The organism is Micromonospora sp. NPDC051543 (genome assembly GCF_044454415.1).
Lineage (GTDB): Bacteria > Actinomycetota > Actinomycetes > Mycobacteriales > Micromonosporaceae > Micromonospora.
On record NZ_JBITDT010000002.1, the window covers coordinates 73,399 to 95,564 of the forward strand.

The 22,166-nt window shown below is 72.4% G+C and carries 21 protein-coding genes; 6 read left to right on the forward strand and 15 right to left on the reverse strand.

All coding sequences use genetic code 11. The features are described 5' to 3' along the window. Nucleotides 1-21: 21 nt before the first annotated feature. Nucleotides 22-1,755, forward strand: coding sequence for a glycoside hydrolase family 3 protein (locus tag ACIA3K_RS03335; RefSeq protein WP_396798928.1), 1,734 nt, complete (start codon nt 22-24; stop codon nt 1,753-1,755). Nucleotides 1,756-1,787: 32 nt separating this feature from the next. On the opposite strand, the gene ACIA3K_RS03340 is transcribed toward ACIA3K_RS03335, so the two are convergent. From ACIA3K_RS03340 to ACIA3K_RS03350, 3 genes are read right to left on the reverse strand one after another with little or no spacing between them, the layout of a single operon-like run. Continuing rightward, nucleotides 1,788-2,081 carry a DUF1330 domain-containing protein gene (locus tag ACIA3K_RS03340; RefSeq protein WP_396798930.1) on the reverse strand — a complete coding sequence of 98 codons (294 nt, stop codon included), beginning with the start codon at nt 2,079-2,081 and terminating at the stop codon, nt 1,788-1,790. Between the two features lie 32 nt (nt 2,082-2,113). After that, nucleotides 2,114-3,547, reverse strand: coding sequence for an MFS transporter (locus ACIA3K_RS03345; RefSeq protein ID WP_396798932.1), 1,434 nt, complete (start codon nt 3,545-3,547; stop codon nt 2,114-2,116). Continuing rightward, nucleotides 3,544-4,002 carry a MarR family winged helix-turn-helix transcriptional regulator gene (locus ACIA3K_RS03350; RefSeq protein WP_396798934.1) on the reverse strand — a complete coding sequence of 153 codons (459 nt, stop codon included), beginning with the start codon at nt 4,000-4,002 and terminating at the stop codon, nt 3,544-3,546. Before ACIA3K_RS03350 ends, ACIA3K_RS03345 begins: the two co-directional genes overlap by 4 nt. A gap of 104 nt (nt 4,003-4,106) precedes the next feature. On the opposite strand from ACIA3K_RS03350, the gene ACIA3K_RS03355 reads away from it, so the two are divergent. Then, nucleotides 4,107-4,325: a hypothetical protein gene (locus ACIA3K_RS03355; RefSeq protein WP_355051399.1), complete on the forward strand. Its 219-nt coding sequence runs from the start codon at nt 4,107-4,109 to the stop codon at nt 4,323-4,325. Nucleotides 4,326-4,389: 64 nt separating this feature from the next. Here ACIA3K_RS03355 and fabF read toward each other — a convergent pair whose 3' ends face one another. The 7 genes from fabF to ACIA3K_RS03390 all read right to left on the reverse strand — a co-directional run bounded on the left by fabF (nt 4,390) and on the right by ACIA3K_RS03390 (nt 11,112). Next, nucleotides 4,390-5,616, reverse strand: coding sequence for a beta-ketoacyl-ACP synthase II (gene fabF / locus ACIA3K_RS03360; RefSeq protein ID WP_396798936.1), 1,227 nt, complete (start codon nt 5,614-5,616; stop codon nt 4,390-4,392). A 2-nt stretch (nt 5,617-5,618) separates the two neighbouring features. Beyond that, nucleotides 5,619-5,858, reverse strand: coding sequence for an acyl carrier protein (locus ACIA3K_RS03365; RefSeq protein WP_007463517.1), 240 nt, complete (start codon nt 5,856-5,858; stop codon nt 5,619-5,621). 87 nt (nt 5,859-5,945) lie between these two features. After that, nucleotides 5,946-6,890, reverse strand: a complete 945-nt coding sequence (locus ACIA3K_RS03370; protein WP_396798939.1) for a beta-ketoacyl-ACP synthase III — start codon at nt 6,888-6,890, stop codon at nt 5,946-5,948. Beyond that, a complete protein-coding gene (locus tag ACIA3K_RS03375) occupies nt 6,887-7,843 on the reverse strand; it encodes an ACP S-malonyltransferase (RefSeq protein WP_396798940.1) in 957 nt (318 codons plus the stop codon). The genes ACIA3K_RS03370 and ACIA3K_RS03375 overlap by 4 nt, the downstream gene beginning before the upstream one ends. Nucleotides 7,844-7,921: 78 nt before the next feature. Beyond that, on the reverse strand, nt 7,922-9,235 hold the full coding sequence (locus tag ACIA3K_RS03380) for a PucR family transcriptional regulator (RefSeq protein ID WP_396799355.1): 1,314 nt from the start codon (nt 9,233-9,235) through the stop codon (nt 7,922-7,924). Between the two features lie 24 nt (nt 9,236-9,259). After that, on the reverse strand, nt 9,260-9,922 hold the full coding sequence (locus tag ACIA3K_RS03385; RefSeq protein WP_396799356.1) for a response regulator: 663 nt from the start codon (nt 9,920-9,922) through the stop codon (nt 9,260-9,262). 2 nt (nt 9,923-9,924) lie between these two features. Beyond that, nucleotides 9,925-11,112, reverse strand: coding sequence for a sensor histidine kinase (locus tag ACIA3K_RS03390; RefSeq protein ID WP_396798942.1), 1,188 nt, complete (start codon nt 11,110-11,112; stop codon nt 9,925-9,927). A gap of 190 nt (nt 11,113-11,302) precedes the next feature. Between ACIA3K_RS03390 and ACIA3K_RS03395 the strand changes: the two genes are divergently transcribed. Continuing rightward, nucleotides 11,303-11,842, forward strand: a complete 540-nt coding sequence (locus ACIA3K_RS03395) for a hypothetical protein (protein ID WP_396798944.1) — start codon at nt 11,303-11,305, stop codon at nt 11,840-11,842. A 104-nt stretch (nt 11,843-11,946) separates the two neighbouring features. Next, complete coding sequence (locus tag ACIA3K_RS03400; protein ID WP_396798945.1) at nt 11,947-12,273, forward strand: hypothetical protein; 327 nt, start codon at nt 11,947-11,949, stop codon at nt 12,271-12,273. 73 nt (nt 12,274-12,346) lie between these two features. On the opposite strand, the gene ACIA3K_RS03405 is transcribed toward ACIA3K_RS03400, so the two are convergent. Beyond that, nucleotides 12,347-12,997 (reverse strand): hypothetical protein, encoded by a 651-nt coding sequence (locus ACIA3K_RS03405; RefSeq protein ID WP_396798946.1) that lies wholly within the window; start codon nt 12,995-12,997, stop codon nt 12,347-12,349. Between the two features lie 238 nt (nt 12,998-13,235). Between ACIA3K_RS03405 and ACIA3K_RS03410 the strand changes: the two genes are divergently transcribed. Beyond that, a complete protein-coding gene (locus tag ACIA3K_RS03410; protein ID WP_396798948.1) occupies nt 13,236-13,859 on the forward strand; it encodes a copper resistance CopC family protein in 624 nt (207 codons plus the stop codon). Nucleotides 13,860-14,349: 490 nt separating this feature from the next. Here the strand turns inward: ACIA3K_RS03410 and gltX are convergent, their stop codons facing one another. Genes gltX through ACIA3K_RS03425 form a run of 3 tightly spaced genes read right to left on the reverse strand, consistent with a single transcriptional unit; the run spans nt 14,350 to nt 18,434 of the window. Further along, entirely contained in the window at nt 14,350-15,759 is a 1,410-nt protein-coding gene (gene gltX / locus ACIA3K_RS03415) for a glutamate--tRNA ligase (protein ID WP_396798949.1), read from the reverse strand. A gap of 51 nt (nt 15,760-15,810) precedes the next feature. Beyond that, nucleotides 15,811-17,088: an MFS transporter gene (locus tag ACIA3K_RS03420; RefSeq protein ID WP_396798951.1), complete on the reverse strand. Its 1,278-nt coding sequence runs from the start codon at nt 17,086-17,088 to the stop codon at nt 15,811-15,813. After that, nucleotides 17,085-18,434 (reverse strand): GH1 family beta-glucosidase, encoded by a 1,350-nt coding sequence (locus ACIA3K_RS03425; protein WP_396798953.1) that lies wholly within the window; start codon nt 18,432-18,434, stop codon nt 17,085-17,087. Before ACIA3K_RS03425 ends, ACIA3K_RS03420 begins: the two co-directional genes overlap by 4 nt. Before the next feature lie 187 nt (nt 18,435-18,621). Here ACIA3K_RS03425 and ACIA3K_RS03430 point away from each other — a divergent pair, with 187 nt between their 5' ends. Further along, nucleotides 18,622-19,065 (forward strand): SRPBCC family protein, encoded by a 444-nt coding sequence (locus ACIA3K_RS03430; protein WP_355051413.1) that lies wholly within the window; start codon nt 18,622-18,624, stop codon nt 19,063-19,065. 229 nt (nt 19,066-19,294) lie between these two features. Here the strand turns inward: ACIA3K_RS03430 and aceE are convergent, their stop codons facing one another. Beyond that, nucleotides 19,295-22,033, reverse strand: a complete 2,739-nt coding sequence (aceE, locus tag ACIA3K_RS03435; protein WP_396798955.1) for a pyruvate dehydrogenase (acetyl-transferring), homodimeric type — start codon at nt 22,031-22,033, stop codon at nt 19,295-19,297. Between the last annotated feature and the right edge of the window lie 133 nt (nt 22,034-22,166).

Sequence of the window (22,166 nt, forward strand, 5' to 3'; positions counted from 1 at the left end):
CGATAAGGGGGAACTGGTGGGATGGTCGGCGTGCCGATTCGCCCGCGACACGCCGGTGTCGCCGTCGCCGCCCTGACCGCCCTGATCGTCTCCGGCTGCTCGGGTACCCCGGATCGTCCCGACCCGACGCCCGGCCCGACCGGCGCGTCGGCGGCCCCGAGCGCGCCCGCCTCGCCGCCGACCGACGACCCGGCCGCGCGGGCCGCCGCGCTGGTCGCGACGCTCTCCGACGAGGACCTGGTCGGGCAGGTGCTGATGCCCTACGCGTACGGCGACTCGGCCACCAAGGTCTCCGCCGGCTCGGCGGCCGGCAACCAGGCGCTCGCCGGCGTCGACACCCCCGCCGAGATGATCGCCAAGTACCGCCTCGGCGGGCTCATCCTGGTCGGCTTCAGCGCCGACGACCCCACCAAGGGCAACCAGGAGACCACAAACGTCGACAACCCCAAGCAGGTCCACGACCTGACCACCGGGCTGCGCGGGGCCGCCGGACGGCTGGCCGCCGGCCCGGCGCCCTTCCTGATCGGCACCGACCAGGAGTACGGCGTGGTAACCCGCGTCACCAATGGCGTCACCATCCTGCCCAGCGCCCTCGCGGCCGGCGCGGCCGGTGACCCGAAGCTGACCGAGGCCGCCTGGCGGGCCGCCGGCGCCGAACTCGCCGCCATGGGCATCAACATCGACTTCGCTCCGGTAGCCGACGTGCTGGCCACCCGCAGCACGGTGATCGGCTCCCGGTCGTTCGGCGCCGACCCGAAGATCGCCGCGGCGCAGGTCGGCGGCGCGGTCCGGGGCCTACAGGCCAGCGGCGTGGCGGCCACCCTGAAGCACTTCCCCGGGCACGGCCACAGCGCCGACGACTCGCACAAGGACCTGCCGGTGCTCACCCAGTCCGAGGCGGCGCTGCGGAGCGGCGCGTGGCCGCCGTTCAGCGCCGGGTTCGACGCGGGTGCGATGGCCGTGATGTCCGGCCACCTGGACGCGCAGGCCATCGACCCCGGCACCCCGGCGACCTTCTCCCACAAACTGCTCACCGACGTGCTGCGCGGTCAGCTCGGCTTCAAGGGCGTCGTGATCACCGACGGGATGAACATGCCGCCGGCGAAGCGGTGGGCGCCCGGCGAGGCCGCCGTCCGCGCGCTGAACGCCGGCAACGACCTGATCCTCATGACCCCGAACGTCGGTCAGGCGTACGACGGGCTGCTCGCCGCCCTGCGCGGCGGGTCGCTGCCCCGGGCCCGCCTCGTCGACGCGGTGACCCGGATCCTGACCATGAAGTTCCGGTTGGCGGCAGGCCCCGCCGAGCCGATGTCCACGCTCAACACCCCGGCGCACCGGGCGGCGGCCGACGCGCTGGCCGCCGGAGCGGTCACCGTGCTGCGCGGTGCCTGCGGCGGCGCGGTGCACGGCCCCGTCACCGTCACCTCCTCCGGCGGTCGGGACGGCACCCGGGCGGCGCTGACCGCCGCGCTGAAGGCGGCCGGCGTGACGGTGAAGCCGAGCGGCGGGACGGTGGTGCACCTGGTCGGCTACGGCGACGGGGAGAAGGACCTCAGCGCCAGCGCGGCCGTGACCGTCGCCATGGACACGCCGTACGTGCTGGCCAAGGCGAAGTCGCCGACGCTGCTAGCCACGTACTCCTCCAGCCGGGCGTCGATGACGGCGCTCGCCGCCGTACTGGCCGGCAAGGCCCGCCCGGGTGGCCGGTCACCGGTGGTGGTGCCCGGCCTGCCGGCCACCACCTGCAAGAGCTGACGGCAGCGGCGGGCAATCCGACGGCCCCTCGGTCAGTCGACGCCCTCGACGATGCGGAAGTCGCGCTCGACGCCGTCGGAGAGTACGGCCAGCGCCTCCTGGTAGGCGGCACTCTCGTGCGCCGCGACGGCCTGCTCGAAGCTGTCGAACTCGATCAGGACCGTACGCTCGGCGATTCCGGCGTCGTACGCGTCGATCCGACCGCCACGGACGAGGACCCGACCGCCCCCGGCCCGGACAGCGGGACCGGCCAGCTCGTTGTATGCGGCCAGCTTCTCAGGGTCGGAAATGGTGCGGTAGGCGCTGACCCAGTAGCCCTTGGGCATGGAACCTCCTGTGTTGGGGGAGTGCGTCCGACTCACCTGGTGGTCTCGGACGAGCGTCGGCGGGCGAGAGCGAGGCTCGTCAGCGTCGCGATCGCCATGGCGCCGATCCCGACCAGCGCCGCCGTGGTGTAGGCGCCGTCGTCGGGAAAGAGGTGGCCGGGGCGGGTGCCCGCGGCGAGGACCAGGCCGCCGACAGCGCTGCCCAGGGAGTACCCGACGCTGCGGACGACGTAGTTGAAGCTCATGGCGCTCGACGTCTCGCTCCTGGGCGTGACAGCCAGGATGACGCCGGGCATCGCGGCGGAGAAGCCGCCGACGCCGAAGCCGAGCACGCCCATCGCCGCGAACAGTTCGGCCAGGTCCGACCGGGCCGCCGCGAACAGGGCGAACCCGACGCCGACCACGATGGCGCTGCCGGCCAGCAGAAGTGGGTCGGCGATCCGCGTGCGGACCCGCGGTGTGAGCTTGCCGGCGACGAACCCCAGCACGGAGAACGGGATGAGGACCAGCCCGGCGACGAAGGTCGTCAACCCGAAGCCGTAGCCGACGCCGGGCGGTGTCTGCGCGTACCGGGTGATGAGCGTGAGCAGGAGGTACATGCCGATCCCGGCGACGAACATGGCGAGGTTCGCTCCGGCGACCGCCGGGTGCCGTACCGCCCGCACGTCGACCAGGGGCGTCGGGCTGCGCAGCTCGATGACGGCCCAGACGCAGAGCAGCGCCACCGCGACGACGGCGAGGCCCGCCGCCACGGCGAGGTGCTCGATCCACAGATTTCGCTCACCGGCGAGGAGCAGCACCAGGAGCAGCGCAGCGCTCAGGACGACCGCGCCCGTCACGTCCACGTGGGCGGACCGGCCTTCGGGAGCTTCGGGCATGGCCCGCCACGCGGTCAGGAGGGCGGCGGCGGTGACGACCAGGCCGAGGCCGTAGGCGGCCCGGACTCCGCCGAACTCGGCGAGCAGTGCGGCCAGCGGGTAGCCGACGCCGGCGCCGATGATCGAGACCACCGAGATCAGAGCGATCACGGCCGCGCTGCGCTCCTCGGGGAGGTGGTCCCGGGCCACGCCCATCATCAGGGCCGTGAGCCCGAGCCCGACGCCCTGGGCCGCCCTGCCGATCAGTAGCCACGCGAACGGCAGTGGCAGCACGGTGAGCGCGCTGCCGGCGACGACGACGGCCAACGTGGCGAGGATCGTGGCCCGCCGGTGCGGACCGGCTCCGAGCCGACCCAGGACCGGCGTGGCGACGGCGCCGCTGAGCAGCGCGACGGTCAGCGTCCACTGCGCGCTGCCGAGCGAGACGTGGAACGACGTCGCCACGCTGGTGATGAGCGGCGTCCCGAGGCTGGCGACCGCCGCCACGACCAGAGCGATGAACATCAGGGCGGGGACCAGCAGCCGCGTCTCGGAACGGGGCACCGGGAACGCCTCCAGCGCGCCCTCGCCGACCGGTTGCCCGGTCACCGCTTCGGCCCTTCGCGGTCCTGACCTTCGAGCTCGGCCAGATGCTCCAGCGCCGGCAGGGCCGCCACCAGCGCCTCGACCTCGTCGCCGGTGAGCCGGCCGATCAACCGCTCGAACGCGTGGATCCCCGCCTGGCGTCGCGTCCGGACGTAGGAGGCGCCGGCCTCGGTCAGGCACACCAGCGTGACCCGCTTGTCGGACGCGTCGCCCCGCCGCTCGACCAGGCCGGATTCCTCCATCACCCGGACCAGGGTGGTCATCGCGGGCTGGGTGACACCCTCGACAGCGGCCAGGTCGGTGATGCGCCGCGGGCCCGTCCGGTCCAGGGTCGCCAGGGTGGCGGCAGACGTCAGGCTCATGTCCCGGGGCAGGCGTCTCGCGGCCCTGGTGGCCAGGCCGTAGAGGGCCGCACCGATGGCTGCGGACGCGCCAGGCGCGGGGTCGGAACGACTCACGCCAGAAGCATACCTCTTTTATATTCAGTGTCTATGGAAATGATCCCGACCTGCGGTTGGTAATCCGGTCGCGCCGCGTGGGGCCACCCTGGCAGCGTGTCGCCATGGGTCAGGCGCAGGGCTTCCGGTACGACCAGCGGGCCGACGGCACGGTAGTGATCACCCATCATGGCCGGGTGGCGGGCACGCTGCGGGGCGCCCGCGCGGCGGAGTTCCTCGCCGAGGTCGACGACGACCCGCAACTGGTGATGGCCCGCTGGACCGGCAACTACCGCCACGGCAACGAGCGGACCGCCCGGCAACACCCCCGCAACCGACGCTGAACATGCGAAAGGGCCCCCTCGGGAGAGGGGACCCTTTCAGATCGGCCAGCTCACGGCCGCTGTCTCACGGCCGAGCGAACACCAGCGCCACGTTGTGACCGCCGAAGCCGAACGCGTTGTTCAGCGCGGCGGGGATGTCCATGTGGCGTGGCTTGTGCGCGGCGACCTCCAGGCTGAGCCCGGGCTCCGGGTCGTCCAGGTTGATCGTCGGGGGTACGACGCTGTCGCGGATCGCCAGGATCGTGGCGATCGACTCCAACGCTCCGGCCGCGCCCAGCAGGTGACCGGTCATCGACTTCGTCGCGGCCAGCACCGGGTGGTCGCCGAGCGCCTTGTGCAGCGCGCCGATCTCCAGCATGTCGCCGACCGGGGTCGACGTGGCGTGCGCGTTGACGTGCACGATGTCCTGCTTGGCGATGTCCGCGTCCGCGATCGCCTTGGCGATGGCCCGGATGGCGCCCTCACCCTCGGCGTGCGGCTGCACGATGTCGTACGCGTCGGAGGTGATGCCGGCGCCGGCGAGGCGCGCGTACACCCGGGCGCCCCGGGCCGCGGCGTGGTCGGCCCGCTCCAGCACCACGATGCCCGCGCCCTCGCCGAGGACGAAGCCGTCGCGGCCGGTGTCCCACGGGCGGGAGGCACGTTCCGGCTCGTCGTTGCGGGTCGACATGGCCCGCATCGAGCTGAAGCCGGCGATCGGCAGCGGGTGGATCACGGCCTCGGTGCCGCCGGCCACCACCACGTCGGCCCGGCCGGCGCGGATGATGTCCAGGCCGAGCGCGATCGCCTCCGCGCCGGTCGCGCAGGCGCTGGCCACCGTGTGCACGCCGGCCTTGGCGCCCAACTCCAACCCGACCCAGGCGGCGGGCCCGTTGGGCATCAACATCGGGATCGTGTGCGGAGACACCCGCCGTGGCCCGGACGCCTCCAGGATGTCGTCCTGGGCGAGCAGGGTGGTGGCGCCGCCGATGCCGGAGCCGACGCTGACGGCGAGCCGCTCGCCGTCCAGGCCGGCGTCCGCCAGACCGGCGTCCGCCCAGGCCTGCTGCGCCGCGATGAGCGCGATCGCCTCGGAGCGGTCCAGGCGGCGCAGCTTCACCCGGTCCAGCACCTCGGACGGCTCCACGGCCAGCTGGGCGGCGATCCGCACCGGCAGTTGCGCGGCCCACTCCTGGGTGAGGGCACTCACCCCGGAGCGGCCGGCGAGCATGGCGTCCCAGGTCGACGCGACGTCCCCGCCAAGCGGGGTCGTCGCGCCGAGCCCGGTGACGACGACGTCAGGACGACTCATGATCAGGACTGCGCCTCGATGAAGCTGACGGCGTCCCCGACGGTCTTGAGGTTCTGCACCTCGTTGTCCGGGATCTTGACGCCGAACTTCTCCTCGGCGGCCACCACGACCTCCACCATGGAGAGCGAGTCGACATCGAGGTCGTCGGTGAAGGACTTCCCCTCGGCCACGTCGTCCGGGTTCACCCCGGCAACCTCTTCGAGGATCTCGGCGAGGCCGGTGGTGATCTCGTCACGGGTCATTGCGGTTGGTTCCTCTCATAGGGGGTTCTCCGGTGGCCGGCGTCGCCGGCCACCGCTCCTGGAGCGCGTACGCGCCTCAAGAGGGCTTCAGGGGCAGCGGACGACCTGACCGGCGTAGGTCAGGCCACCGCCGAAACCGAACAGCAGGACCGGGGCGCCCGAGGGCACCTCCCGCCGCTCGACGAGCTTCGACAGGGCCAGGGGGACGCTCGCCGCCGAGGTGTTGCCGGACTCGACGATGTCCTTCGCGATGATCGCGTCGGGGATGTTGAGCCGCTTGGCGATGCCGTCGATGATCCGGGCGTTGGCCTGGTGCGGCACGAACGCGGCCAGCTCCGACGGGTCGACCCCGGCCCGCTCGCACGCCTGCAGGGCCAGCGGCGCCAGAGCGGTGGTGGCCCAGCGGAACACCGACTGGCCCTCCTGCTGGATGTACGGGCGCCAGCCCTCGATGCGTACCGCGTCGCTCTTCTCCGGCGCCGAGCCCCACACCACCGGGCCGATGCCGGCGGGCTCGTCGTCGGCGGTGGCGGTGACCACCGCGGCGCCGGCGCCGTCGCCGAAGATGATGCAGGTGGAGCGGTCGGTCCAGTCGGTGAAGTCGGACAGCTTCTCAGCGCCGATCACGATCGCGTTGCGCGACGCGCCGGCCCGGATGGCGTGGTCGACGGTGCCCAGCGCGTACGCGAAGCCCGAGCAGGCGGTGTTGACGTCGAACGCGCCCGGTGCGGCGATGCCCAGCTTGCCGGCGACCCGGCAGGCCACGTTGGGGCTCCGGTCGATCGAGGAGCAGGTGGCGACCACGACCAGGTCGATGTCGGCGGCGCTGAGCCCGGAGTTGGCCAGGGCCTTGCCGGCGGCCGCAGCGGCCATGTCGGCCACCGTCTCAGTGTCGGCGATCCGCCGGGTGGCGATGCCCACCCGGTCGCGGATCCACTCGTCGTTGGTGTCCACCAGTTGGGCGATGTCGTCGTTGGTCACCACCCGGGAGGGCTGGTAGTGCCCCATCGAGACGATGCGACTGCCAGTCATGAGTGTCCTCCGATGCGGGCGAGCGGTTGGCCCGGCGTGGCGTGGCGGGCGATCAGGTCCCGTGCGGCCGGCAGGTCGTCCGGGGTGTTCAGGGTGACGATCTCCGGGGCGCCCTCGCCCCTGAGCTCCCGCTTGACCAGGCCGGCGAGGGTGCCGGCCGGGGGCAGCTCGATCACGCCGGTCACACCGTGCTCGGCGAGGGCGCGCATGCACAGGTCCCAGCGCACCGGCGCGGTGACCTGGCGGACCAGGCGTCGCACCAGCTCGTGCCCGTCGGTGACGGCGGTCCCGTCGAGGTTCGACAGCAGGATCCGCGCCGGGTCGACGGGGGCGATCCCGGCGGCGACGGCGGCCAGCGCGGTCTCGGCCGGGGCCATGTACGGGGTGTGGAAGGCCCCGGCCACCTGGAGCCGGATGACCCGGGTCTTCGCGGGCGGCGCTGCGGCGAACGCGTCCAGCCCGTCCAGCGAGCCGGCGGCGACGATCTGGCCGGCGCCGTTGCGGTTGGCGGGGTGCAGCCCGTTGGCGCTGATCGCGGCCAGCACCTCGTCCGGGTCGCCGCCGAGCACGGCCGCCATCCCGGTCGGCTCGAGCGCGCAGGCGGCGGCCATCTCGCGGCCACGGATTCCGGCGAGGGTGATCGCGGCCTCGGGCGACAGCACCCCGGCCACCGCCGCGGCCCCCAACTCGCCGACGCTGTGCCCGGCGGTGAGCGCCACGCCGTCCAGCGGCAGGTGCTCGGCGGCGAGCAGCGCCGCCGCGACGAGCAGCGGCTGGGTACGGGCGGTGTCCTTGATCTCGTCCGCGTCGGCGGCGGTGCCAAGGTGCACCAGGTCCACGCCGGCCAGCGCGGACCACCAGCGCAGGCGCGCCTCGGTGCCGGTCAGGTCGAGCCAGGGAGTCAGAAAGCCGGGTTTCTGGGAACCCTGGCCGGGACTAAGTACGGCGAGCACGCCTATGACTCTCCCGGATACGAGTGGGTAGCGCTGTGCCGGGGCCGACCAAACCGCACTAGAACCTTTGGAGGTTTCTTACAAAGATCGGCGGGGATCATCGCTTGTTTGGGCGGATTTCCGGGCGGCCGGGGTCAATGTCTGGGTCGGGACCGCCGAGGCCGCCGGGACCACCGGGTCCAGCCGACCGACAGTCAACGCCACCTGGAGGGCGAACGCGTCCCGGGGCGACAGCGGCGAGAAGCCGGTCACCTCGGCGATGCGGCGCAACCGGTACCGCACCGTGTTCGGGTGGACGAACAGCGCCCGCGCCGCGCTCTCCAGCGTGCCACCGGCGGCCAGGAACGCGTCCAGGGTCTCCAGCAGCTCGCCACCGGCGCGGACCAGCGTCGCGTACACGTCGTGACGCAGCCGCCGGCGGGCCTCCGCGTCCCCGGCGAGGGCCCGCTCCGGCAACAGGTCGGCGGCCGCGACCGGCCGGGGAGCGCTCGGCCAGGCCGGCGCCGCCCGGAAGCCGGACAGCGCCGACCGCGCCGACTCCGTCGCCTCGTCCAGACTGGGTACGGCCGGACCGACCACCACCGGGCCGTCACCGAACGCGTCCAGCAGCTTGCCGGTTGCGCTCAGCGGGTCCGCCGCGCCACCCAGCACGATCACCAACCGATCGCCGTGCACCCCGCCGATCACCTCGACACCGATCCGCCGCGCAAGCCGGTACACCACGTGCAGCACGGCGGAGACCTCCCCGCCCGGGGAGTGACCGACCGCCACCGCGACCGGCGGCGCGTCCGCCCAGCCCAGCGCGGCGGCCCGGCTCGCCAGGACATCCGGCGAGTCACCCCGCAGCAGCGCGTCGACCAGCAGCGCCTGCAACCGGGCGTCCCACGCGCCGCGCGACTCGGCGGCCCGCGCGTACACCCGGGCGGCGGCGAACGCGATCTCCCGGGAGAAGCGCAGCACCGCCTCGCGCAGCAACTGCTCCTCGCCCTCGGCGGCGAGCTGCGACACCTGTTCCTCGACGACGTCGATGGTCACCTTGATCAGCGCCACGGTCTGCTGAAGGGTGATCGACCGGGCCAGCGCCTGCGGCGCCGCGTCGAACACGTCGTCGGACACCTCCTGCGTGCTGTCCGCCGTGCCGCCGCCCTCGCGCAGCCACTGCACCAGCGAGCGGGCGCCCGCCTGGGCCACCAGCATCACCCAGGAGCGCTGGTCGGCCGGCAGGGCCCGGAACCACGGCAGCGTCTCGTCCATCCGGGCCACGCTGGCAGTGGCCAACGCTCCCGCCGAACGCTCGATCCGGCGCAGCGTGGCCGCCAGTTCCCCACCCTCGGCCGTGCTCACCGCTCTAGCCTGACACGTCGTGAGCAGGCCACGAACGCCGGCACCGATCAGCGGGCCCCGACCGCGCCGGGCTCAGGGCTGCGGCGGCGCGGACAGGCCCAGCTCCTGGGCCAGGATCGCGGCCTGCACCCGGCTGCGCAGGTCCAGCTTCGCCAGGATCCGACTCACGTGGGTCTTGGTGGTGCTCTCCGCCAGCACCAGCCGGTCGGCGATCTGCTGGTTGGACAGGCCGAGTCCGAGACAGGCCAGCACGTCGCGTTCGCGCGGCGTCAACGTGGCCAAAGCGGCCCGGGTGGTGGCCGACGCCCCCGGCGCCGTCGCCGCGAAGGCGGCGATCAACCGACGGGTCACCGTGGGCGCGATGAACCCCTCGCCGCGCGCCACGGTGTGCACCGCCGCCACCAGCCCCTCGGCGTCGGTGTCCTTGAGCAGGAAACCGGACGCGCCGGCACGCAGCGCGCCGAAGACGTACTCGTCCCGGTCGAAGGTCGTCAGCACCAGCACGTCGGCGAGCCGGTCGGCGACGATCGCCCTGGTCGCGGCGATGCCGTCGAGGCGTGGCATCCGCACGTCCAGCACCGCCACGTCGGGGCGTACCTCCCGGCACAGCCGTACCGCCTCGTCGCCGTCGGCCGCCTCGCCGACGACCTCGATGCCCGGCGAGCCGGCCAGGATCAGGACCAGGCCCGCCCGCACCGCCGGCTGGTCGTCCGCGAGCACCACCCGTACCGGCACGGTCACCGGCCCGCTCCGGTGGGGAGCGCGGCCCGGACCTGCCAGCGGCCGTCCCGCGGCCCGGCGGTGAACCGGCCGGCCAGCAACGCCGCCCGCTCCCGCATGCCGATCAGCCCGGCCCCGGCGCCCGTCAGCCCCGACCCCTCCGGACGTACCGGGTTCTCCACGGTCAGCACCACCTCCGCCGGGCCGTACGCGATCGTCAGTTCCGCCTCGCCGGTGCCGTGCTTGAGGGCGTTGGTCAGCGACTCCTGAACGATCCGGTACGCGGCGAGATCCACCCCCACCGGCAGCGGACCCGGCGTGCCGTCGGTGCGCACCCGTACCGCGAGGCCGGCGGCGCGGACGCGCTCGATCAACCCGTCGGCCTCGGCGAGCCGGGCCGTGACCGCCTCGGTGCCCACCCCGCCGTGTTCGCCACCATCCGGCTCCCGCAGCAGTTCGATCATCTGCCGCATCTCGGCCAGACCCTGCACGCTGCTCTCCCGGATCACCCGCAACGCGGACTGCACCTGGCCACGTTCCAGGCTCGGTACGGACAGCACGGCGGTGGCGTGGATGGCCACCGCGCTGAGGTGGTTGGCGACCACGTCGTGCAGTTCCCGGGCCATCCGGGCCCGCTCGGCGCTGACCGCCTGCCGACGGTCCAACTCGACCAGCCGGGCGGTCTGCTCGGCCCGCGTCCGCTCGGCGGCGGCCTGGTCGCGGTACTGCCGCACGCTGATCCCGGTCAACACCGGCAGCAGCCCGGCCAGCACCACCGGCACCCCGACGGCGGCCCCGCGCCACTGCCCGAAGCCGAGCACGCCGGCCACCGCCCCGATCACGCTCAGCGTCACGGTGATCCCCAGCAGCCACCGCCAGAGCCGGGGCGGACCGTACACGCAGGCGTCGTAGAGCACCTGCGTGTAGACCACCACCGTGCCCAGCGAGTTACCCAGCGCCGTGTCCACCACGAGCGCGCCGGTGCCCACCGCCAGACTGGCGCGTGGCGCCACCCGGCGCAGGCCGACCGCCACGCACACCGCCAGCAGGGGCCCCAGGAACAGGGCGGGCGGCACGTCCGGGTGCGGGACGATCTGCGGCTGCATGCCCAGGCCGTAGAGCACCAGGCCACCGGCGAGCGACGCGCCGGCCAGCGTGAGGTCCCGGCCGGGCGTACCGGAGCCGAGCCACGGTGGCGGTCGCATGCTCCGATCCCATCACAACGGCCGGCCCTCCGACTCCGACCGGGGGAGGAGCCCGGTCGCTCCGACATGCGCCGAAAGGGGTACGCCGGGCGGCCGGTCCGTCGAAGGGAGGACCCCGATCTCGTCTCCGGTGTCGAGGTCCGGGCCCTGCCGGTACGCGACGCTGGTGGCGACGACGGGGAGGGCCGCCATGCTGGTCGCGGTGATCATCGGTTGTGAGATCGCGTTCTGGGTGCTGATCGTCGCCGGGCTGGTGGCCCGCTATCCGCTGCGCCGGCCACGGCTCGGCGGGGCGCTGCTGGTCTGCGTACCGCTCGTCGACCTGGCACTGCTCGCCGCGTCGGTGCTCGACCTGCGGCGCGGCGCGACCGCGGACGTCGGCCACGGCCTCGCCGCCGCCTACCTCGGCTTCTCGGTGGCCTTCGGGCACTCGATGGTCCGGTGGGCGGACCAGCGCTTCGCCCACCGGTTCGCCGGTGGCCCACCGCCCGTGCGGCCTCCCCGCCACGGCTGGGCCCGCGCCCGGCACGAGTGGCGGGAGTGGGCCAAGGGACTCCTCGGCTGGGCCGTCGCGTGCGGCCTGCTCGGCGCGGCGATCCTCTGGGTGAACGATGCGGAAAGAACCCGTGAACTGGGCAACTGGATCCGCAGCCTGACCACCGTGATCCTCATCTGGCTGGTCGCCTTCCCGGTCTGGGCGACCCTCTTCCCCGGTCGCCCGAAGCGCTGACCCCGGGGTACGCCGTGCACAGGCCGTCGGTCCCGGCCAGTACGGTGACAGGGCACGTACGGGGGCAGCACCTGCACGTGAGTGCGAGCGTGAGGAGACCGGGGATGGCGCACGGGGAGGCCGAACACGGCTGCGCCCAGGGCGAGCTCTGCCGCCTGGGGCACCACGACCCGCAGGCGGCCGGCAAGCCTCGCCGGCCGGTCGGCCCGGCGGCGGCGCACCCGAGCGAGGCGCCCGCCGGGCGGCCGGACGAGGAGATTCCGCGCCAGCGGGCCGCCGAGCCGGTGGCGGCCCTGGGCGAGCCGGAGCCGGGTGACCCCGCTGGTTGCCTCAGTGAACTTCCTGGATGGGCGGGTGCCCACCGACACGGCCCGGTCCGGCCCCGTCAGCGGGGCACCCGACGGGAGCGCCCGCCACGCCGCTGGTGCTGACCCCACGAGGGCCGAGCGCCATGGCCCGCTGAACCCGCGCCTTCCGGCGCGCCCGCGCCTTCCGGCGGTCGTGTCAGCGGGTCCGGCGGCGGATCAGCAGGGCGATCCCGGCGAGGCCGACCGTGATGGTCAGCATCACCCCGACGTTGAGCAGCAGCAGTCGCTGCAACTCACCGAGCGCTTCGTCGATGTCCCGTACCGGATCCATCGTGTCCTCCGGCAGCACCCGCTCGCCGCCGCCCACGCCGCCACTGACCGTGTCGAACTGCCGCTCCAGCGGCACCCCGGCGGTGCGCAGCGTCTCGGACATGCTGAGCCGGCCCAGGAACCAGCCGGCGTTGGTCCGGCGACCGTCCGGCTGTTTGGCCGGGCGATAGACGCGCGGGCCGCCGGCCGCCTTGGGGTAGAGGTCGAAGCTCTGCTTCGGGGTCTCCCCGGCCAACACCACGACCGTGTACTTCGGACCGAGGTCGGCCGCCTTGGGGCCGGTCGGCATTCCGGTACGACCGAAGAAGTTGACCTGGTCGATGACCGCGAGGACGTGCGCGGGCTGGGTCTCGGACCGTAGCCGCAGAGGCTCGGTGAGCCCTTCGCCGGTGACGTCCACGCCGGCGGGCGCAGGCTTGGGCGCCGCGCTCGCCGGAACGGCGACGCCGAGCACCAGCACTGCCGCAGCCAGCGTGCCCGCCAGCACGGCGAGCCACCGCCTCATCTGTCGGACCATCCCGCCTCCTCGCCCCGTTCGATGGATGGCTTCGCCGTGACGTCCGGGTCGGTCGGCCGGTGACGGCACCGACCGGGTCGGTCCCACTCTCACAGACTCCGCAGAACGTCGATGGATTGCAGCTTGTGGAACAGTATTTGGAACTATCTGCGATCTCTGCTCGACTAATGAGGAGCTGTTTGATCAGCGGGCGGATCGTACCCTTACGGAGGGGTTCATGGGGGGCAGGGTTACACGGATGGCACGGCTCGTGCCAGTGGTACTCGGCGTGGCGTTCGGTGTGTCGTTACTGGCCCCGGCGACGCCGGCCGCCGCGCACAACTCGCTGACCGGCAGCGATCCGCGCGACGGCGCCCGAGTGGCCACCGCGCCCACCCGGATCGAGCTTCGTTTCCTGGCCAAGCCACCGCCGGCTACGACGAAGATCACAATAGCCGGACCGGACAATGTGGTCGCCGGCGGGCGGCCCACGTTCGACGGCACCCGGGTGCGCGTGCCGTTCACGCCCGGCGCGGCGGGGCTCTACACCGTCGCCTACCAGCTGCCATCGAACGACGGCCACCCGCTCAAGGGCGAGGTGCGGTTCACCCTCACCACCGGCACGGCCGCCGACCCGTCCGCCAGCCCCGCAGCCCCCGGCCCGTCCGGCAGCCCCTCAGCGGCCAGCAGCCCGTCAGCGCCCGGCTCGCCCACGGCATCCCCCGCCGGACCCGTGTCGCCGTCGGCCGCCACCATGTCCGCCGTACCGGCCGCCGAGGACCAATCCAACTCCGGTGGCCGCTGGTGGCCCTGGGCCCTCGGCGGCGCGGTCCTCCTAGCCGCCCTGGCCGCCGCTCTCCTGCTCCGCCGCCAAACCCGCTAACCCCCCCCCGCGTCCCCGCCCCCGGAGCCCCGCCCCCAGGCCCCGGGCCCCGCCCTCGCCGATCTTGCGCTTTCTGTGGCGACTTAAGGGGCATCCAACCCCATATCAACAACCGAAACTGCAAGATCGGCGCGGTGGGGTGCGAAGGCGGGGCGTGGCTCGGCGACAGCCGCCGCATCCCGGCGCCGATCTTGCGCTTTTTGTGGCGACATTGCGCGTATCCCACGTATATCGGCAACCGAAACTGCAAGATCGGCGCGGCGGGGAGCGCAGACGCGACACTGCCGACAGCGAGCCGGCCCCTCGCCCGTCCCCGTCCCCGTCCGCCGCGGCTCCGCCCTCGCCGCCCCGCCCAGTCTGGGTCGATCATGGACTTGTGGTGGGGGCGAAGTCGTCATAAAGGTGCCCAACCCGGCACCACAACTCCATGATCGGCGCGCGCGGCAGGGCAGGGCAGGGCCGCGGGGCGGCGGCGGGGCGGGGGCGGGGGTTAGGTCAGGCGGAGGCGGGCTGCGCGCATTCTGGTCAGGGTGCGCTCGCGGCCCAGTACCTCGAGGGACTCGAACAGCGGCAGGCCCACGGTGCGGCCGGTGACCGCGACGCGTACGGGTGCCTGGGTCTTGCCGAGCTTGAGGCCGCGCTCGGCGCCGACGGCCTCTAGTGTCGACTTCAGCGACTCGGCGTCCCAGGACTCGAGCGTCTCGAAGGCCGCGACGGCGGCGTCCAGCAGCTCGCCCGAGCCGTCCTTCATCGTCTTCGTCCAGGCGGCCTCGTCGATCGTGGGCGAGGCCAGGAAGAGGAAGTCGACGTTGGGCACGATCTCGCTGAGCACCGCGATCCGGGTCTGGGCCAGCGGCGCCACGGCGGCGAACGCGTCGGCGTCGTACTCCTCGGGCTGCCACGGCGGCGGCGCGATGGTGCCGGTGCCGGTCAGCCACGGCTGGCAGGCGTCGACGAACTCGGCCACTGGCAGCGCGCGGATGTACTCGCCGTTGAACGCGCGCAGCTTCTTCTCGTCGAAGAACGCGGGGGAGGGGTTGACCTCCTCCAGGCGGAACTCGTCCTCGATGACCGACCAGGGCACGATCTCCCGGTCGCCCGAGGGTGCCCAGCCGAGCAGCATGAGGTAGTTGCGCATCGCGCCGGCGAGGTAGCCCTCGTCGCGGTACGCCTCCAGGGCGACCTTGTCGCGGCGCTTGGAGAGCTTCTGCCGCTTCTCGTTGACGACCACCGGCACGTGCGCCCAGACCGGCGGCTTGACCCCGAGGGCGTCCCACAGGAGCTGCTGCTTGGGGGTGTTGGGCAGGTGCTCCTCGGCGCGGATCACATGGGTGATGCCCATGGTCATGTCGTCCACGACGTTGGCCAGCAGGAACACCGGCGAGCCGTCGCCCCGGGCGATGACGAAGTCCTCGATGAGCTTGTTCTCGAAGGTGGGCTCGCCGCGGATCAGGTCGACGACCACGGTCGTGCCCTCGTCGGGCGTACGGAAGCGCAGCGCGTGGCCCGGCCCCGGCCCGAGGCCACGGTCGCGGTGGTAGCCGTCGTAACCCTGGTACTGCGAGCCGGTGCGGGCCTGTACGTCCTCGCGGGTGCAGTCGCAGTAGTAGGCGCGGCCCGACTCGTAGAGCCGGGTGGCGGCGGCCCGGTGCTCGCCGGCGTTCTCGGACTGGAAGTACGGCCCCTCGTAGCTGCCCCGGGAGATGCCGATCCAGTCCAGCGCGGAGAGGATGCCCTCGGTCCACTCGGGCTTGTTGCGCGCGGCGTCCGTGTCCTCGATGCGCAGCACGAACACCCCGCCCTGCTGCTTGGCGTAGATCCAGTTCTGCAGCGCCGAGCGGGCGCCGCCGACGTGGAACATACCGGTCGGGGAGGGGGCGAAGCGCACACGTACCGTCACGTCCTCCAGCCTACGGCGGCGCGCGACCGCTTTCGGCCACGGCCCCCCGACTCAGGCGACCGAGCGGATCTTGACCACCAGGGCGCTGCCCACCACGGTGACCACGGCGGTGACCGCGTAGAGCGTCGGATAGCCGCCCAGGTGGACCACGAGCGGGGCGGAGAGCGCCGGACCGAGCACCTGCGGCGCCGAGTTGGCGATGTTGATCACGCCGAGGTCCTTGGCCCGGTCGGTGGCGCGCGGCAGCACCTGCGTGATCAACGCGGCGTCCACCGAGAGGTAGACGCCGTAGCCGGCGCCGAGCAGCAGCGCGGCGACGATCGCCATCGGCCAGGTGGGCGCGACGGCGAGCAACAGCGCCGCAACCGCCATGATCAGGCCGGAGACGATCACGTAGATCTTGCGCCGCCCGGAGCGGTCGGACAGCCGGCCGGAGACCACGGCGGTCAGCACCATGCCGAGCGTGTAGAGCAGGATCAGGACCAGCAGACCGCCCTCGGGATCGGGGTAGTGAACCCCGTCGGTGAGGAAGTACAGCAGGTACAGGGTGCCCAGCGCGTTGCCGAGCTGGACCAGGAACCGGGTGATCCACGCCCAGGCGAAGTCCGGGTGCCGGCGCGGGCTGATCCACATCGAGGCGAACAGCGTCCGGACGCGCAGTGCCGGGCGGCTCGCGCGGGGCAGCGGGTCGTCGGGGGTGAGCAGCGCGAACGGCAGCGACAGCAGCAGGATGGCCACCGCGATGGCCAGGTAGCCGGCGGCGTTGCCGGTGACCACGGCGGTGACCAGCACCGCCCCGAGGACCAGCCCGAGCGCCTGCGGGATGCCCACCCAGCCCGAGACGCGGCCGCGCTGCGTCACCGGCACCCGGTCCGGGATGGCGGCGGTGAGGCTGGCCAACATCGCGTTGAAGCACACCTGCGCCGCGACCCAGCCGACGGCGACCCCGAGGATGGTCTGCTGCTGGGCCAGCAGCACCAGCGCCGCCGCGCCGAGCACCGCTCCGCCGGCGGTCCAGACGTGCCGCCGACCGAACTCCCGACCGCCGATCCGCAGCCAGGTCCGGTCGGACAGCGCGCCCGCCAGGGGGTTGGCCAGCACCGCCGCCAACGCGCCCAGGCCGGTGACCACAGCCAGCATGGTCTCCTTGTCGCCGGGCGCGATCCGCTCGATCTGCTGTGGCAGCAACACCTGGATGGGGGTGAAGAACGCCATCCACACGCCCAGGTTGGCGGCGAAGACCAGGCCGATCCAGCCGCGCCGCACCGGCACGGTCGGCTCGGCGAGCGCCGCCGGGAGCGACTTCGCCGTCGGGTCCGCGGTGGTCACCGCGCCGACCCCGGCGCGCTGCCCGCGATCAGGTCCCGCAGCCAGGTGTACGACGACTTCGGCGTACGCCTCTGCGTGGCGTAGTCGACGTGCACCAGACCGAAGCGCTTGGTGAACCCCTCGGCCCACTCCCAGTTGTCCAGCAGCGACCAGACGAAGTACCCGCGGACGTCCACCCCGTCGTCGATGGCGGCCCGGACCGCCCGCAGGTGCCCGTCGAGGTACGCGATCCGGTCCGGGTCCGCCACCTGCCCGTGCGCGTCCGGCTCGTCGTCGTACGCGCAGCCGCCCTCGGTGATCTCGATGGGTGGCAGCGCCTCGCCGTACGTGTCCCGTAGCCAGCGCAGCAGCTCGTGCAGCCCGTCCGGGGCGACCGGCCAGTCGAAGGCGGTACGCGGGTAACCGTCCAGCGGCACCAGGTCGAACGGCAGCGGCGAGCCCTCCTCGGCTGCCCGTACACCGGTGGGGTTGTAGTAGTTGACCCCGAGCACGTCGATGGGCGCGGCGATCGTGTCCAGATCGCCGGCGCGGACGACGGTCGGGTCGAGGCCGGGCAGGTCGGGGTACCCCCGTCCGAGCAGCGGGTCGGTGAAGAGTCGATTGTGCAACGTCTCGTACGCGGTCCCGGCGGCGCGGTCGGCGTCGCTGTCGCCGAGCACCCGCACCGGCGAGTAGTTGTTGGCGATCGCGATCGGGCTGGCGGTGTGTGCCCGCAGCGCCTGTACCGCGAGTCCGTGGCCGAGCAGTTGGTGGTGGGCGACCGGAAAGGCGTCGAAGAGCAGCATCTGGCCGGGGGCGTGCACGCCCATGCCGTAGCCGAGGCTCATCTGGATGAACGGCTCGTTGAGGGTGATCCAGAGCCGGACGCGGTCGCCGAGGCGGGCTGCGGTCCGCTCGGCGTACTCGGCGAAGTGGGCGGCGGTGTCCCGGTGCAGCCAGCCGCCGGCGTCCTCGAGGGGTTGCGGCAGGTCCCAGTGGTACAGGGTGGCCACCGGGTCGATGCCGGCGGTCAGCAGGTCGTCGACCAGCCGGTCGTAGAAGTCCAGGCCGACGGCGTTGGTCGCGCCGCTGCCGTCCGGCCGCACGCGGGGCCAGGCGATCGAGAACCGGTACGCCCCGACGCCCAACGCGGCCATCAGCGCCACGTCCTCGGCGTGCCGGTGGTAGTGGTCGCAGGCGACCGCGCCGCTGCTGCCGTCGCTGATCCGGCCGGGCGAGCGCGCGAAGGTGTCCCAGATGGACGTTCCGCGTCCGTCAGCCGTGGTGGCGCCCTCGATCTGGTGGGCCGAGGTGGAGACGCCCCAGCGGAAGCCGTCGGGGAACTCGGGCATCGGTGCGGTCGACATGCGCCCTCCCGGTGAACGTGAAATGTGTTCGGGACTCTAGGACGCCGTCGATGAATGCGCCATAGGTCGGGCTGGCGTATTCCGCAATGGTTGATCGGCGTGTCTTTTTCCGAACCCGTCCAGGTAAGTCCGATTTGACGCATAGAGTGCCGATATCGTGGGATGTCCTCACTGGAGGCAAGACGGAATGATCCTCGTGGAACGTAGTGCGCACGTGGCGGCGCCGATGGAAGTGGTCTGGGACGTCGTACAGCGGGCCGAGCAGTTGCCGGCCTGGCTGGCGGGGGTTCGCGCGGCCGAAGTGCTCTCGGGAGAGGGCTTCGGGCGGCGACAACTGGTCCAGGCGGGGCGCTCGGCGCATGAGGCCGAGGTGATCGCCTATCAGGAGCCGACGCTGATCGGCTGGCGGGAGCGGGCCAAGGGGGCCGGTGCCCGTGCGGAGGCGCGCACCGAAATCTACGTCCAGCTCACCGAGGACGAGGAGGAGGGCGGGACGGTCGTGCGGCTCATCGTGGTCCGCTGGCCGGCCGGCCCCGTCAAGGCGGCTCTGCTGCGCCTGGGCCTGCGCCGGGTCGGCGCCGACCTGGAGGACTCGTTGGCCCGGCTCACCGACCTGGCCGCCGTCGGCTGACCAGCCGTCCTCCCGGCGTCACCCGCCCCGGCGGTGGCCCGGCGTCCCCACCAGGAACGTCGGCCCACCGTCACCCCCTGCCCGCCGCCCCGAGAGGCCGGGTCGATCATGAACTTGTGGTGCCCGGAACGAGGTGACTTCACCGCTTTGTCCCCCACCACAACTCCATGATCGACGCAGTGAAGGGCCCGGCGCGTCAGCGCCGGGCCCTTCTACCGTTCTTGCGGGTTTAGCTGTCGCCGCCGGTCTCGCCCACCGGGGCGGCGTTGACGTCGTCGATCGCGTACTTCTTGGCGGCCTCGGCCGGCACGGTGGCCTCGACCGCGCCGCTGCGAGCGAGCTGCCGCAGCGTGGCGACCACGATCGACTCGGCGTCGACGTGGAAGTGCCGCCGCAGCGCGTGCCGGGTGTCCGACATCCCGAAGCCGTCGGTGCCGAGCGACGTGTAGTCGCCGGGTACCCAGCGGGCGATCAGGTCCGGTACGGCACGCATCCAGTCGCTGACCGCGACCTTCGGCCCGTCCGCGTCGGCCAGCTTCTGCGCGATGTACGGCACCTTGGCCTCGGCGCCCGGGTTGAGCAGGTTGTACTCCTCGGTCTCCACCGCGTCGCGGCGCAGCTCGGTCCAGGAGGTCACCGACCAGACGTCGGCGGCCACGCCCCAGTCCTGGGCGAGCAACTGCTGGGCCTTGAGCGCCCACTGCATGCCCGTGCCGGAGGCGAGGACGTTGGCCTTCGGGCCGTCGACCTGCGGCGCCGGCGAGTAGCGGTAGATGCCCTTGAGCAGTCCCTCGACGTCCACGCCCTCCGGCTCGGCCGGCTGCAGGATCGGCTCGTTGTAGACCGTCAGGTAGTAGAAGACGTTCTCCTGCGCGTCCCCGTACATCCGGTGCAGGCCGTTCTCCATGATGTGCGCGATCTCGAAGGAGAACGCCGGGTCGTACGCGACCACCGCCGGGTTGGTGGCGGCGATCAGCAGGGAGTGGCCGTCCTCGTGCTGCAGGCCCTCACCGTTGAGCGTGGTGCGCCCGGCGGTCGCGCCGAGCAGGAAGCCCCGCGCCATCTGGTCGGCCGCGGCCCACAGCCCGTCGGCGGTCCGCTGGAACCCGAACATCGAGTAGAAGATGTACATCGGGATCATCGGCTCGTCGTGGGTGGCGTACGCCGAGCCCGCAGCCGTGAACGAGGCGACCGAGCCGGCCTCGTTGATGCCCTCGTGCAGGATCTGCCCGGTGGTCGACTCCTTGTACGACAGGAACAACTCCCGGTCGACGGAGGTGTACCGCTGACCGTGCGGGGAGTAGATCTTCGCGGTCGGGAAGATCGAGTCGAGACCGAAGGTGCGTGCCTCGTCCGGGATGATCGGCACCCAGCGCTTGCCGAACTCCTTGTCCTTCATGATGTCCTTGAGCAGGCGGACGAAGGCCATCGTGGTGGCCACCTTCTGCTTGCCCGAGCCGCGCTTGACGTCGGCGAACCGCTCCGGACCGGGGATGGTCAGCCGCTTGGTGCTGGTCCGCCGCGACGGCAGGTAGCCGCCGAGCTGCTCCCGGCGCTCCTTCAGGTACGCCAGCTCCTCGGACTTCTCGCCCGGGTGGTAGTACGGCGGCAGGTAGGGGTTGTCCTCCAGCGCCTTGTCCGGGATGTCCAGGTAGAGCCGGTCGCGGAAGGTCTTCAGGTCCTCCAGCGTCAGCTTCTTCATCTGGTGCGTGGCGTTGCGGCCCTCGAAGTGCGAGCCGAGCGTCCAGCCCTTGATCGTCTTGGCCAGGATGACCGTCGGCTGACCGGTGTGCTCGGTGGCCGCCTTGTAGGCCGCGTAGAGCTTGCGGTAGTCGTGCCCACCCCGCTTGAGGTTCCAGATCTCGTCGTCGCTCAGCGGATCGACCATCTTGCGGGTACGCGGGTCACGGCCGAAGAAGTGCTCCCGCACGTACGCGCCGGACTCCGCCTTGTAGGTCTGGTAGTCGCCGTCGGTCGTGGTGTTCATGAGGTTGACCAGCGCGCCGTCGGTGTCCGCGGCGAGCAGCGGGTCCCACTCGCGGCCCCAGACCACCTTGATGACGTTCCAGCCGGCGCCCCGGAAGAACGCCTCCAGCTCCTGCATGACCTTGCCGTTGCCCCGGACCGGGCCGTCCAGCCGCTGCAGGTTGCAGTTGATCACGAAGGTGAGGTTGTCCAGCTCCTCGCGGGCGGCCACGCCGATCGCGCCCAGCGTCTCCGGCTCGTCCATCTCGCCGTCGCCGAGGAACGCCCACACGTGCTGCTGCGAGGTGTCCTTGATGCCGCGGTGCTGGAGGTAGCGGTTGAACCGCGCCTGGTAGATCGCGTTCAGGCCACCGAGACCCATCGAGACGGTCGGGAACTCCCAGAAGTCCGGCATGAGCCGCGGGTGCGGGTACGACGGCAAGCCGCCGCCCGGGTGCGACAGCTCCTGGCGGAACCCGTCGAGCTCGTGCTCGTTGAGCCGGCCCTCCAGGAACGCCCGCGCGTACATGCCGGGCGAGGCGTGGCCCTGGTAGAAGATCTGGTCGCCGCCGCCCGGGTGGTTCTTGCCCCGGAAGAAGTGGTTGAAGCCCACCTCGTAGAGCGACGCCGAGCTGGCGAAGGTGGAGATGTGCCCGCCGACGCCGATCTCCGGGCGCTGCGCCCGGTGCACGAGCATCGCGGCGTTCCACCGCACGTACGCACGGATGCGCCGCTCGACGTGCTCGTCTCCCGGGAACCACGGCTCGCGCTCGGACGGGATGGTGTTGATGTAGTCGGTGGTGGTCAGGGGCGGAACCCCGACCTGGCGCTCACGGGCCCGCTCCAGCAGGCGCAGCATGACGTAGCGGGCGCGTTTTGCTCCCCGCTCGTCGATGACACCGTCAAGCGACTCGACCCATTCGCTGGTCTCTTCAGGGTCGATGTCCGGAAGCTGGCTCGGTAGGCCGTCGCTGATCACCGGGCGCTTGCGTTCCGTAGCCACAGGCGTTCCCTCGGTTGTGTGTGGGATAGGTCTCTAGCGCCATCCTGCCCCCTGGTGGCACCCGTCGTCACGTCTAGGTCCCCCGGACGCGATGCTGAACACAGGTACCCGCCGGTAACTTAGCGCTACGGCG